This is a genomic window from Paenibacillus sp. 276b (assembly GCF_900107875.1).
GTDB lineage: Bacteria > Bacillota > Bacilli > Paenibacillales > Paenibacillaceae > Paenibacillus > Paenibacillus marchantiae.
The window spans coordinates 2,007,587-2,021,169 of record NZ_FNRR01000001.1; the positions used below are offsets into that span (position 1 = coordinate 2,007,587).

11 protein-coding genes are annotated in these 13,583 nt (G+C 42.6%); 4 read left to right on the forward strand and 7 right to left on the reverse strand.

Annotated elements, in window-relative coordinates; all coding sequences use genetic code 11:
* Positions 1-96: 96 nt before the first annotated feature.
* Entirely contained in the window at positions 97-969 is an 873-nt protein-coding gene (locus tag BLV50_RS08435) for a LysR family transcriptional regulator (RefSeq protein WP_072733217.1), read from the reverse strand.
* A 111-nt stretch (positions 970-1,080) separates the two neighbouring features.
* On the opposite strand from BLV50_RS08435, the gene dapA reads away from it, so the two are divergent.
* Positions 1,081-1,977, forward strand: coding sequence for a 4-hydroxy-tetrahydrodipicolinate synthase (gene dapA, locus BLV50_RS08440; RefSeq protein WP_072733218.1), 897 nt, complete (start codon positions 1,081-1,083; stop codon positions 1,975-1,977).
* 197 nt (positions 1,978-2,174) lie between these two features.
* On the opposite strand, the gene eis is transcribed toward dapA, so the two are convergent.
* The 6 genes from eis to BLV50_RS08470 all read right to left on the reverse strand — a co-directional run bounded on the left by eis (position 2,175) and on the right by BLV50_RS08470 (position 9,539).
* Positions 2,175-3,389, reverse strand: coding sequence for a GNAT family N-acetyltransferase (gene eis, locus BLV50_RS08445; protein WP_063562719.1), 1,215 nt, complete (start codon positions 3,387-3,389; stop codon positions 2,175-2,177).
* Positions 3,390-3,475: 86 nt separating this feature from the next.
* Positions 3,476-4,651 (reverse strand): FAD-dependent oxidoreductase, encoded by a 1,176-nt coding sequence (locus BLV50_RS08450; RefSeq protein ID WP_063562720.1) that lies wholly within the window; start codon positions 4,649-4,651, stop codon positions 3,476-3,478.
* Positions 4,652-5,153: 502 nt separating this feature from the next.
* The gene (locus tag BLV50_RS08455) at positions 5,154-5,429 is read right to left on the reverse strand and encodes a barstar family protein (RefSeq protein ID WP_063562721.1); all 276 of its coding nucleotides are present in this window, start codon (positions 5,427-5,429) and stop codon (positions 5,154-5,156) included.
* Positions 5,430-5,444: 15 nt separating this feature from the next.
* Positions 5,445-5,882 (reverse strand): ribonuclease, encoded by a 438-nt coding sequence (locus tag BLV50_RS08460; protein WP_063562722.1) that lies wholly within the window; start codon positions 5,880-5,882, stop codon positions 5,445-5,447.
* A 160-nt stretch (positions 5,883-6,042) separates the two neighbouring features.
* On the reverse strand, positions 6,043-8,622 hold the full coding sequence (locus BLV50_RS08465) for a glycosyl hydrolase (RefSeq protein ID WP_090806975.1): 2,580 nt from the start codon (positions 8,620-8,622) through the stop codon (positions 6,043-6,045).
* A 179-nt stretch (positions 8,623-8,801) separates the two neighbouring features.
* Positions 8,802-9,539, reverse strand: coding sequence for an SDR family NAD(P)-dependent oxidoreductase (locus BLV50_RS08470; protein WP_063562730.1), 738 nt, complete (start codon positions 9,537-9,539; stop codon positions 8,802-8,804).
* Between the two features lie 177 nt (positions 9,540-9,716).
* Here BLV50_RS08470 and BLV50_RS08475 point away from each other — a divergent pair, with 177 nt between their 5' ends.
* The 3 genes from BLV50_RS08475 to BLV50_RS08485 all read left to right on the forward strand — a co-directional run bounded on the left by BLV50_RS08475 (position 9,717) and on the right by BLV50_RS08485 (position 13,569).
* Positions 9,717-10,322, forward strand: coding sequence for a TetR/AcrR family transcriptional regulator (locus BLV50_RS08475; protein WP_090806977.1), 606 nt, complete (start codon positions 9,717-9,719; stop codon positions 10,320-10,322).
* 278 nt (positions 10,323-10,600) lie between these two features.
* Entirely contained in the window at positions 10,601-11,221 is a 621-nt protein-coding gene (locus tag BLV50_RS08480) for a TetR/AcrR family transcriptional regulator (protein ID WP_063562732.1), read from the forward strand.
* 47 nt (positions 11,222-11,268) lie between these two features.
* Positions 11,269-13,569 (forward strand): MMPL family transporter, encoded by a 2,301-nt coding sequence (locus tag BLV50_RS08485; RefSeq protein WP_090806979.1) that lies wholly within the window; start codon positions 11,269-11,271, stop codon positions 13,567-13,569.
* Positions 13,570-13,583: the final 14 nt, after the last annotated feature.

Genomic DNA, 13,583 nt, shown 5'->3' on the forward strand with positions numbered 1-13,583 from the left:
ATTTTATGGGCTCTTATATTAACATATTTATCCTGGAGTTGGCTAAAGAAATTACAGAAAAAGCGGATATAATGCTGCTAAACAGCGATCAATTCTTTACTTTTTCAAGCTTTCCATGAAATCGTGCAGTGCGTTGGATACCCACTTCTTCGGATGAAGAACGAGCTGAATTTCGAGTTGAAGCTCTGCATGTTCAAGGGGTAACACTTTCAGCTCCCCCCGCTCGATTTCTTCCATTACAGCCATTTGCGGCAGAATCGAAATACCCTCACCTGACTTAATACTTCTTTTGATCGCTTCCGGATTGCCAAGTTCCAGACCGATCCGATATGGGATTGAATTTGCGCGAAGCACTCTTTCAAGCAGCTGCCTGTAATTACAGGTATCTTCAGGCATGATCCATTCCATATCCTTTAGATCATTCAATTCAATCTGCGTTTTGGCGATCAGCGGATGCTGCGGATGGACGATCAGCAAAAGCGGTTCTTGGCGAATGGTAATCCACTGCAAAGCCGGATCGCTGGAATCATCTGCAAGAATAAGTCCGATATCGGCTTCACCTTCCCTGACCTGATGCAAAATCAGCCCTTCACGATTCGTATGCAGTCGTATGTTCAGATCCGGGTATTCCTTACGGGTGGCTTGCATATATGGAGGTAAAAAGTAAGAAGCGATAGAGTCCATCGTACCGATCGTTAAGGAGCCACCACCCTGCTTCGCCATTTTTTCCTTGGACTGCTCAAACAATTCCAACATCTGTCCGGCAAGCTTGAACAGCTCTTCCCCGGCAGAAGTCAGACGAATCTTGTTATTGCTATAGCGTTCAAACAGTTTGACTTGATATGCTTTTTCCAGCTTCTGAATTTGCGTAGTAACACTGGATTGTGCATAACCCAGCACCTCTGCGGCTCTGGTGAAGCTCTCGCGAATTGCGACTTCTCTGAACGTCTGAAGATAGATTAAATCCAACTTGCTCACCTCATCGAAAATATTGATGACAACTATCATTTGTTATAGGTAACTGTGATGCTGGTTCCTATGTTACATTAGTTTCAATATAACGGGAAGAGGTAGTTGATTATGATGAACGAACAACATGTTCAAGGAATTTATATACCGGTAATTGCCCCTTTTTCGGATGACCACAAACTCGACATTGAATCGTATCGCAAATATGTTACCCATCTTGCCAAACACGACATTCAGGGATTGGTCGTAAACGGCACGACCGGAGAATCTCCGACTGTTTCCTGGGATGAAGTAAAGCAGATGGTGGAAGTAACGAAAGAGATTTTGATCAGTCTGAACAAAACCATCCCCCTCGTCGTGGGAACAGGAACGAATGATACCTATTCGACGGTTCATCGGACCGAAATGGCCGCTGAATTGGGAGCAGATGCTGCTCTGGTGGTCACTCCTTATTACAACAGACCGACGCAAGAAGGAATTCTTGAGCATTTTTCCAACGCGTCCCGGACAGGATTGCCAATCCTAGTTTATGAGATTCCGGCTCGAACCGGTAGTCGCATGACCTTGGATACAATGAGAAAAGTCATGGATCTGGATGGGGTTATTGGCCTGAAGGACAGCACTGGCGGTTTGGATCTGCTGCTGGCGCTAACCCAATATGAGACGAAGCCTGTACTTTGCGGCGAGGATGCGTATTTCCATGCGATGCTATGTCAAGGTGCCGCAGGCGGGATGGTGGCCTCTGCCAATATTCATACCCAACGGTATGTGGACGTGTATCAACGCTTTGTATCTGGTGACGTGAATGCATCAAGAGACAGCTTTAAGCAACTGCAACCGCTGATTAGTGACGTGTTTGCAGAGCCTGCTCCAGCCTCGATCAAATGGTGGCTGGCTCAGCAACAGCTGATTGCTTCTGCAAAACTGCGTCTGCCGCTGACTGCCGCATCGGAAAAAGCAAAACAAAGGTTGTCGGATACACTCGCAGAGATGGTCGTACCTTCTTAAACAAGCGCATATCTTGCTACGATTTATGTATATATCCAGTCTGATTTATTGAGACATCATGGAATGAAAATCAAAAAACAACCAGTATGGATAACATCTATACTGGTTGTTTTAATTTTAAACAGAGGTCTCCAGACGGAGAACGAGATATTGCCAATTCATCATTCATCAGGGAATGCTGATCATTACTTTGAATATTAAAAGTAATCCGAAAAGTAAGGCGCCTGCTGCTCAATAGCATCTTCTAACAAATCAAGCGTTTCTGGATCACATTTAATACGGCCAATCTTATGCAAATACTCAGGACGTTTATAACCTAACAACATGGTCGTCATGGTTTGGATACTTATGCTATCTTCACTACGTCGACTTTGACTCCGAATTACTCTTCCGCTTCCATTCGGTTCAATCTGTAGAGTAAATGTGCCTTGATTCCAAGACAGCAACGGATCTTGCAACGTAAACGTCCACTCTCTATCCATCGCTGCGGGTTTGAACGGATATTTTGAGATAAATTGCTCAATGTCCACGATCCGTGCCATAAAGTAAGGCGAAATGGTTTCCTTAATATCCGCATCTTCCAGCAAAAAGGCAAGCTGTTCATCGGTATGAATATTGCCTACCACTTTAGATATCATTGAAAAATGCGCACTAATGAAATTCCACAGTCCACTTCGTGCCTCTTCATGAATGAAGATCATATCTTTGACGTGGAACACTTCTTCTTCAATCCAATATAAAATGTAGCCATCCGGTTGACCGTCTTCTCCATAATAGACAGCTGCAGTTAAATCATCTGAATCCCATCGCCAATACTCACTCCACGCAAGTTCTTTCCGCAGCATGGCTCCATGGGTTTGCATTGAAAAGCGTTCATAAGCCACCTTCACATCTTCGCTGTCGGGTTCGACACGTGCCACATCACCAGGAACAGGTTTGTTTTTGGGTAATTGGAAGTCTTGAACCTCAAACACGATTTTATCAGAAATGATCTCCCACCCTTTACGGCGATAATACGGTATGGAGTAAGGATACAAGTAAGAAATGGATTGTTTCTGTCCACGCATATTGGTGAGAGCTTGCAGCAGCAGTTTATTCATTAAGCCTTGACCCGAATATTCCGGAAAAGTCCCCACACCAGTGACGCCACCCATAGCGTATGTTTCGTTAAATATCCGAACTTCAAATGGATATATGGATACCTGAGAAATCAGTTTTTCTCCATCAAACCATCCAAGTACATCTGCTTGTTGTAAGACAGGTGATTTTTCATGGAGAATTTCGCTTTCTTTCCAGCCATGTTTGTGAAGATCATTATGAGTAACTTGAAATACATAGCGTAACAGTTGACTATATTGTTCTAAATGCGCTAAATCTACTTTTTTCATTTTTAAATTTTGCTTACGATGCATGCCAGTTATTCTCCCTTGGTTTTAAATTATATTATTTACCAATTGCTGCAGAATAATGCTGGCTCTGATCTAGATCAAGATAATTATTAAGATCTTGTTTTTACCTCTCTAAGTTTCCCTGTCGAATCTCTAAGGATAATATCCAGAAACTTATGTGCTGCATTATGTGAGAAGCTGAGCTTAAGATTCATATCTGACTCCAGTGTTGCTTTAGAGCTATATGCAAACATTTTTTTCTCGTAGTGCTCTAAAGCCGTTTTTAGATCGCTGTGATTAGCAAGAGATAAGCCTAACTCAGCTGCATCAAGCATCGCAATATTCGCTCCTTTTCCTGCAAATGGAGACATTAAATGCGCAGAATCTCCTATGAGAGTGACCCCGTCCTTATGCGTCCAGCTGTGGTCGATTGGCAACATATAGATTCTACGAGGCAACATCTCGCCATCAGAATAACGAATGTAATTTTTCAAGTCATCACTCCAATCGGATAATAATTGGAGCAGAGATTCTTTTGCCATTGTTGGTTGTTCAAATTTAATACCGCAATTATCCAGCCATTCTTTTTCAATCCTGAAAGCCAAATAAACTCGGATGCGGCCGTCACCATTAAGCTGAGCCATAATCGCTTTTTGATCTTGGAATGCAAACATACTCCCTTTCCCGTTGAATTCAGCTAAATCCGGGTGAATTTCATCAACATTTGATATCCCCATCTCAACCGCGCTTATTCCCGTGTAGATCGGCTGCACATCCGAGAGAAACTCGCGAACTCTTGAAAAAGCACCGTCAGCACCAACAACAAGATCTACAAGTTCTGTATGCTCATTCTCAAAATGCAACTCAAGCTGACCGTTGTCTAGTGAATTTATACTTTTTAGGTGATGGCCCCATTTTATTGTGTTTGGTTCAATAGAATCCAATAACAATTTGCGAAGTACGCCACGATCTATCTCAGGTCTATGGTTATCTTCGGGACCTGATATTTCGTCCCAATAGACTTTTCCGGTTTTATCTAGAAGCCGTAAGTCCTGGCCTTCATAACGAGCATTCACTTCGAATTTTTTTATCAGTCCAGCTACCTCCAATGCATATTGACCTGACTCAGGATGCATATCAAGTGTGCCGCCTTGTTGACGAGAGTTGGAGGATGGTTCACGCTCATATACAGTAGCTTTCATTCCATTTTGCTGCAGAATTCGAGCAAGCGTTAATCCAGAAGGACCTCCACCAATGATAGCAATACGGGCATTTTTATTTGACATACGAAAATCTCCCTTCAATCATATTAATAGTTAAGATAAATAAAATGACGTCAAACTTATTATTATTTACCTGTAAACAATAATAATTGATAAAGATTATCATTGTCAAATGTTAACGTGATAATGTCTATATCTTAGAATACTAACGTTTGTTTTAAAAATCATGCTAGAATTAAGCGAAACGAACCATTTTGTCTATTCATTTGACCTGAAGCTGATAAATTATCGCTTTGGTTCCTTTATCCAATTTAAATGCTACTCATGTGCTCATAAAATATTTCATATTATAATCTATTTTATTGTAAACTAGTTAACTAAATTACATGAACAAAAATGCTATTCTCAATCCGTTTAAAACACATTATGTCTTCTGCTTATAAAAAAACCAGACATGTGTTGATCTTCTCATTTGGGACAAGATTTCGTACCAACAAAACAAAAAAAAGCCGCTAAAATAGCGACTTTCAATGGATCCATCTTATTGCCTCGTACCAAGTAGTAATTAATTTTTTAAGTCCAATGTAAATCCTTCCAGCTCTTCTTCAGCTTCATGCATCAGATCCAACAACTGATCTGCGTACTCTCCAAGAGACTTCCGACTTGCCTCAAAATCAATCCACTGAATGGTAAGTGGCATAGGAAGAAATCCAGTTAGGCAATCCCATAATGCGTCCAAATTCCGCCCATACGTTTGACCTAACTCAAGACTGGTCTGAAGTACATCATGTAACTCTTCTTTTCCATGAATGTCCTTTCCATTGATGACTACTGTCTTCATATGATCACCCTTTCTCTATTCGATTTGCTCGAACGTACGATAATGATCGGTTGTTTTATAGATTAATCCATCATTGGAGTATAAAATCCGATCACTGCCCCGCGTTCCTCCCGAATAGTTAATATCTGCTTCGTACCAAGTCCTTCCTTTTTTCTTGGGCAACAGCCCTTCTCGATTTTGAAATACGTCACCGCCAATGCTTTTGCCTGGAGCCACTTTTTCCAAATTACCTTTACTAGGCTCCCATCCTAATTCTCTAGCTTCTTTCTTGGTTATATAATTTTCCGGGAGTTCATTATGCTCCGAAATATACTTGGCTACTTCATCAAATTGCGTTAGAGTTGCATTCTCTTGAGATGAGCCATTTAATGAAACCGTTTCGAGTGAGCAGCCTGTAAACAGGATGGTCGCCAGAATAAAAAGTAAAGCACCTAACCACTTTTTTACAACCATTGATTTTGATCTCCTTCTGAAAAATTAGCATCCTCCCTATCATAACATGTTCCTTTCGTATACTCCTCTTTATATTCGTTTCTCGCGGCTTTCAGCCGTCCCAACAGAAAAAGGCTGGAGTAGGGATATCCCCGCTCCAACCTTTATTATGCTTGCCTGCTTACGGCTCAATTCCCCAAACCAGTTGACCGTTGATATAGCCGGTAACCTGTTCATGGTTTGCGAACTGAGTACTCGATGCCTTAAACGAGTAATCGTTAGCCTGGTTGTAATTGGACCAGTTATTTTTGGAGAAACGTGCTTGAATTTCTGCGCTTTGTCCGGCATTAAGCGTTCCGGCAGAACTCGTAAAACCAACTTCCAAAACATAATCCGCTCCGGCAACTGGCGTTGCCAATTTAACGAATTTGCTGGTTACATTTGCACTTCCGATACTGGCCCAGTCAGACCAAAAACTCTGTGCTTCTTCCCCGTCGATCGTATAGTAATACCGGAGCTTTACATCACTTAACTGAATCGCCGAATTACCGGTATTGACCACTTTGAATTTAGGTGAGATTCCGTTGGTGGACACACTTGTATTGCCGTTAAAGGCTTGGATCGTCAAATTCCCAGAGGGTACAGAAACACTGCTGTCCACTACGTTTACTGTTAGAACAGCGTTATTGCCTCCATTAAAATGAAACGTTATCGTATTTTGGCTTAGCGGCAGCGTGGAAAGGTAGGATTTGCGCAGAACGATGGCATTGCTTGATGCCGTATAATCCTGGCCTGATACAAGTGTATAATTCCCATTCGTTATGCTTGTAAGCTGTCTTCCGTTTAAGGTAAGAGTCAAGGAAACATCCTGTGCTAGATTCGCTGCTTTATCAAATGTTGCATTCACGGGCGAAATTACAGCGCTTGTGCTTGGTGTTGAATCAACAATTTTAACTTTTAATACAGGATCTTGCCCTTGATTAAAATCAAAAACGATGGAATGTTCGCCAACCGGCAGTCCGGCTAAGAATTCTTTTTTCAGCAGTAACGTACTTCCGCTTAACGTATAATCCTGATTTGCAGTCAATGCAGAGGTACCTATCCGTAGACCGGTTAACGTATTACCGTTAAAGTTCACGGTTATGGCCTTGTCGCTTGGATTGGGCGTATGTTTGTCAAATTCAACGGTTGTAGGTGTGAGGGACGCGTTTGATGTTGGATTGTTAACCTTCAAATTAGGCAGTTCATTCAGCGTAATGACATAATCGCTTTGATAAAGCGTTTTCAGAGTTGCCGGATAATTAAAGGCTGAACTCATGAGATGCTCGCCGTACCACGGGCAGAAGTAGAGCCATCCTGATTTTTCCTCTGTCAGATTCTGTACACTTGGGACGGTATCATTCTCCGTCATGGCCACCATTTTCTTGCCGCCCGTTAAATCAACCAGTTGATAGAAGATCGAGGTAATGGCATCCTCATTCGGTACGCCGGACAACCCGTCAGTGCGGTTGTAGATCGTATTGTATTTATCATAGCCGACAATATCTACCCGATCGTCACCAGGGTACCATGCAGGAGAAGTGTTATATACGTAGCTGTTGTAAGTCCAAATCAAGTTGTGCAAACCGTAGGTCTCTGTAAGTTCAGTGTAGAGCATATCCCACAGTTGTTTGTACACATCTGCACCTGCGGAAGCCCACCAGAACCAGGCGCCTTCTCCATTTAACCCACCGTTGCCCTCCGCCTCATGATAAGGACGGAAAAGAACGGGCACATTGTTATCTTGCAGAATCAACAGTTGTTCCGCCAGATCATCAATCGTACTCATTACGTATTGATATTCTTTCGTACCAGGAATTACGGCGTTGGCTGTATTAAAATTGGTTTCTGTTGGTTTATAAGTAGCCTCTTTCCAATCCACATGGTCACCAAGCTGGTAGGTCGTGAAATTTCGGGGTACATTAATATGCCAGGAAGCTGTCGCAATTCCATCCCGGTTATTCACCCAATCGATCATTCGATCGGTTGTGCCGTCTTCCCATCCGTAGAGCGGATTATAGTTCATAAAATCAAATCCGCGGATAGCCGGATACTTTCCGGTTAAATTATGAATCCAATCAAACTCCAACTCCGTATTGCCATCGTTTCCACCACCGTATATCTCCTGTTGACCTGAGATAATATGATTGCCATAAACCTCCGTTAAATAATTCATCAGAAGTTGTGTTTCCGGTGTGGCTTGAGAATCAGTAAGGACAGGCTGAACATCCAGGGGATCAAGATTGGCATAGTCCACAGTGAAGGTGTCGAAATAAGCGAAGCCCCAACCAGCCTTCAGTTGAATCGTGTTGCTTCCCTGATTCAGCTTCTGATAACCAAAATTGAAATCAGACCATGTTGTTGTGTATGGCAGCATATATGAGCCCTTGGTAACACCATTAACGGATAGATATTGAAGTCGGCCGTCGGCACTAAGCTCCTGCATGTATCGGGTAGAAATTGCATACATGCCTGTTTCGGGGACAGTCACAGTGAAGGTTATCGTGCCGGAATTCTGCATCCAGACAAATCCACTTCCAGAAAATCCGGGCTTGGGTTGTCCGTAAATTTCTGTCGTCACTTGAAGATCGGAGGAAAGTAAAGCGTTTTCGCTTTCGATCGTAAAATGTGGGGAATCTGCATGAACGGGTACTGTCATCAATCCAAGAAGCAGAGTCAATGCCAGCATTAATACGCCTGTCTTTTTGAGCAAAATCATCATCATCATCTTCCTTCCCATTTTAAAATATGATAAAGAATGATCCCTCTGTTCACTCATGATGGCGCTTTCATTGTAAACATAGCATATGTATCAAGTTTTGCAAATATATGGACGAAAAAAAGCCGCAATTTGCGGCTTTCACTATGTTCATCCATTCATTTTCGGCAAATTTAATCCTCTTATTGGGCGGTGTATCCACCATCCACGATTAGACTATTTCCTGTCATATAGGATGAATCGTCGCTAGCTAGGAACAGTACGGCTTTGGCCATTTCATCTGCTTGACCGAGCCGCTTCATTGGTGTTGCCGAAGAAAGAGCCTGTTTGCTCTCTTCTGGAATAATCGGTGTATCGATGAAGCCTGGGCAAAGTGCGTTCACCCGAATATTTTTCTCAGCATACTCAAGCGCAAGTGAACGAGTCAGATTCACAACGCCACCTTTTGCTGCATTGTAGGCTGCAGAACCAGGTGAACCAACCCATCCGTACATGGAAGCCGTGTTGACGATAGTCCCTCCGCCAATTTTGAGCATTTCTCGGATTGCTTCACGCGCGACCAAGAATACGCCGTCCAGATCTACATTCACCGTATTGCGCCATTCAGCATATTCAAGCTCATGCGAAGGATGAACGCGCCCGATTCCTGCATTGTTAAATACGATATCCACTTTACCGAAAACCTCTACGGTTTTTTTGAAAATCTCAGCAACCTCTTGCTCACTCGTGATGTTCGCTTTAATAAACAGAGCGTCAGCTTTAAGCGCTTTCAGTTCTTGCTCAAACGCCTTACCTTTTTCTTCATTCAGGTCCACCAAAACCACTTTGGCTCCTTCTGAAACGAATAAGCGTGCTGTCGCTGCGCCGATTCCGGATGCCCCTCCCGTAATAATTGCCACTTTGTCTTGAAGTTTGCCCATGATTAAATCCTCCAGTATACTATTTTGAATAGCACCTATTTGCATATGTGCTATATGACGTTTACAAACATAATTGTATGCTTAAAATTGTAACATTCCAATCATTAAGATACGATGATATGTCTACTACATAGACACTTGGTGAAACAATGTCTATTTTTATAGGAGTTTTTATGTATGAATGATGAACAAATTTTGAAATCTCAACAGCGCAATCGAACAGAAAAGCATCTTAAAAGCGCTCTGATCCAACTCATTAAGAAAAAAGGCTATCATGCCATCTCTGTCAAAGACATCGTTGATCAGGCAGGTTATAATCGCAGTACTTTTTACTTGCACTACCAAGATAAATTCGTGCTCGCCGAAGAATTGTTGAATACGAAGCTCGAAGGTTTGAGACTCGCCGTAGGCAAGCCATATTCGCATGGTCAAAAGGTCTACACCAACAAGCTTAATTTTGAATCCTTTCAAATCATCGATTATATCTATGAAAACCGAGACTTCTTCGAACTGGTTCGATATGGTGATACGTTACCTGGTCTGCATACAGGTTTTCCTCAGACAATCCTGAAAATCTATGAGGAGCAGTTTATCTTCGAGACGATCAACGATTCCCCCGTTAACATGGAGTATTTTAAGTACTATACGGCTTACGGTTTTTTTGGAATATTGAACAATTGGATATTAAGCGATTTTCGTGAATCACGTGATATGTTTATCAAGAACGTAATCGAACTATCTAAAACACATATTCATTCTTTTCATTATGTGGGGGACAATTAGTTAAATTTCATTTAGAGACAAAGAAGAGGAATCGTATCCTCCACTCTTTGTCTTTTTTTGTCTTTCCCCCTCTTTTTCTTATGGAATTTATTGAATGATTATTTCTCAATCTTCTTATCTATAAATTTGCCTCTTGAGTAAATTTGCACAATGAGCAAATTAAAGTTATGATAATTTCGAGTAAATACTAAGGAGTTGAGTGAATACCAAATGAAAACAATCTACTATCGAGAGAGTTATTTTCTCCAGAAGCATGCATGTGGAGGTGTACGCATCTGATGGCCAAGCAAACCCTGCGACATTTAAAAAAAGAAGCTACTGAAAAAGCGCTAGCGACTACAGCATTTGAACTAGCACTTGAACATGGGTTGGACGGTTTTGTTGTCGAAGATATCGTGCAAAAAGCCGGTTATTCCAGAAGAACTTTCGCAAACTATTTCACATGCAAGGAAGAAGCAGTAGCCATTGGAGCTACTTCAGTTAATAACACAACTGAGTTTGAGAATTTGATCACCAAAATTCCACCAAATGCCTCTTTGCTTGACATTTTGTATCAACTAATCCAGATGCAGCTTACAGCAGACCTTATAGGAAGATTGCGTGAACTTCTGTTACTTTCCCAAAAATATCCTGTTCTCGAACCGCATTTCCTTGGAGTAGTACACCAAATGCAGACGACTGCTCAAGAGACATTATTAGACTTATCAAACGGGAATGATGACGAGGTATATACTTATCTACTTATTAACGCGGCCTACGGAACCATTCTTCCATTAATTGACGGAAGACTTAATGTGCTGTTACCAGGACAAAACATAAGTGACCACCAAAGAACTGGGGCTGTATCGTTCGATGAGTTTTTAGAAAACATGTTTGGTCACTTGCGCAAAGGATTCTAATACAGTAGCAATCCATATTCACCATAGAGGGAGTGTAAAACAAAGATATGTCTACATTATTATATAGAGTGGGGAAAACCGCTTTTCGCAAACCGGGGTACTTTATACTCGGATGGATTTTAATTTTAGGAATTGTCGTCTCGATGATCAGTGTGAATGGTGTGCATATCAGTTCCGAAATGAAGATTGAAGGCACAGAATCTCAAAAAGTTCTGGACCAGTTAGCCAAAGAATTACCTGCGGCCTCAGGCGGTCAAGGGAGTGTTGTGTTTGAAGCACCTCCAAACGAGCGTCTAGATACGCCAGAACGATTGGCAGCAATCACAAAGGGTGTTAATGATGTTTACGGGATAAAAGATGTGATTAACCCTGCAGATTATGCTGCTGAAGCCAGCGGATCAACTGCTGAGATGGCTCAGGCTTCCAATACAGAGCAGTCTGCAACAGTGGCTGCTCCCTCCTATGGTCCTCTGATGGTGGATGGTGTTCCTGTGCCGGGTGTTCTTCTCTCTCCCGACGGCAGAATCGCTTTGTTCCAATTTCAGTTTACCATTGAGCAGTCTGCTATCACGCAGGATGTTTTTGACTCCGTAATAGATTCCGTCATGACTGTTGAGAAAGGAACCAATATTACGGTCCTACCAGGCGAAACACTAAAAACCGTATCCATCGGTGTAGGATCCGCCGAAATCGTTGGACTTGTTATTGCCGCGGTTGTTTTGCTGGCCACACTTGGGTCCGTTGTAGCGGCAGGACTGCCTCTTGTAACTGCACTTCTAGGTGTCGGCATCGGAGTGGGCGGAGCATTCTCCATTTCCAAATTCATTGAAATGCCTAGTGTCACTTCGGTTTTGGCTCTTATGGTTGGACTAGCAGTCGGAATCGATTACGCTCTATTCATTGTAAATCGTCAACGCCGGATGATTATCGATCAACGTTTGAGTGCACAAGAAGCTGCTGCCAGAGCAATTGGTACATCGGGCAGTGCTGTATTTTTTGCAGGTTTGACGGTTATCGTAGCTCTATGCGGTATGCTAGTAATCGGTCTTACGTTCTTATCGACAATGGCGTTGGTAGCTGCTGCAACCGTGCTCATCAACGTATTCGTTGCCTTAACCCTTTTACCGGCGCTGCTCGGGTTGGTGGGTGAGCGTATCTGTTCGCCTAAAGCTCGTGAGAAAAGCGCCAAGTCTAACAAAGCGGCTGGTCGTGGCGTAGCTGACAGATGGGTTAAATTCGTTATCAAGTATCGTTGGGCCACAATTGTTGCCATCATCGTACTTCTTGGTGTCGCAGCAATTCCGATTACAAAAATGGAGATGGGCATTCCTGGAGCTGCTTCAGCGAATCTGGACACGACTGCAAGACAAAGTTATGAAGCAATTTCTGAAGGCTTTGGAGAAGGCTTTAACGGACCACTTATTCTGGTCGCTGAGCCCAAGGATTCTTCAACGCAGGTCTCTCCAGAACTCGTAGGTAATCTTGTGAAAGAGCTTCAAAGTCAAAAGAATGTTGCGCAGGTTTCACCTTTAGGCATGACTGAGGATATGGCTATTTTTAGTCTGATTCCTGAAACTGGCCCTAATGATAAAACCACCAAAAACCTGGTAAATGATTTACGTTCTTCTGAGTCGAGTATTGCACAGACGTATGACGTTAAGCTTGGAGTTACCGGATTCACTGCCGTAAATATCGATATGTCGACCAAGCTGGCAGAGGTATTCCCTATATATGTAGGAATTATTATTCTGTTGTCCCTTATCATTCTACTCTTGGTATTTCGTTCAATCATCGTGCCAATCAAAGCAACCATCGGCTTTCTTCTTAGTATTCTTGCTACGTTCGGAATCACGACAGCTGTGTTTCAGTGGGGCTGGCTCCACTCTCTCTTCGGCTTCGATACAGGTGGTCCGCTGCTAAGCTTTATGCCGATCATTGTTACGGGTATCCTTTATGGACTCGCAATGGATTATCAGGTTTTCCTTGTCAGCTCCATGCGGGAATCGTATGTTCATGGTCATCGGGGGACTGAATCCGTCGTTCACGGGTACAAACAAGTGAGTCGTGTCGTAGTTGGAGCCGCTGTAATTATGGTTTCTGTTTTTGCAGGGTTTATTTTCACGGATGATGTCATGATCAAACAAATTGGATTTACGTTAGCTGTAGGAATCTTGATCGATGCCTTCATTATTCGAATGGGATTGGTCCCGGCCATCATGGCTATTTTCGGGAATAAAGCGTGGGCGCTTCCGAAATGGCTGGACCGCATTCTGCCGAACCTTGATGTCGAAGGCGAGAAACTGATTGCTTCACTCAATGCTAAAGATAACGAACATCACAAGTCTTGATGCGGCAAATTATT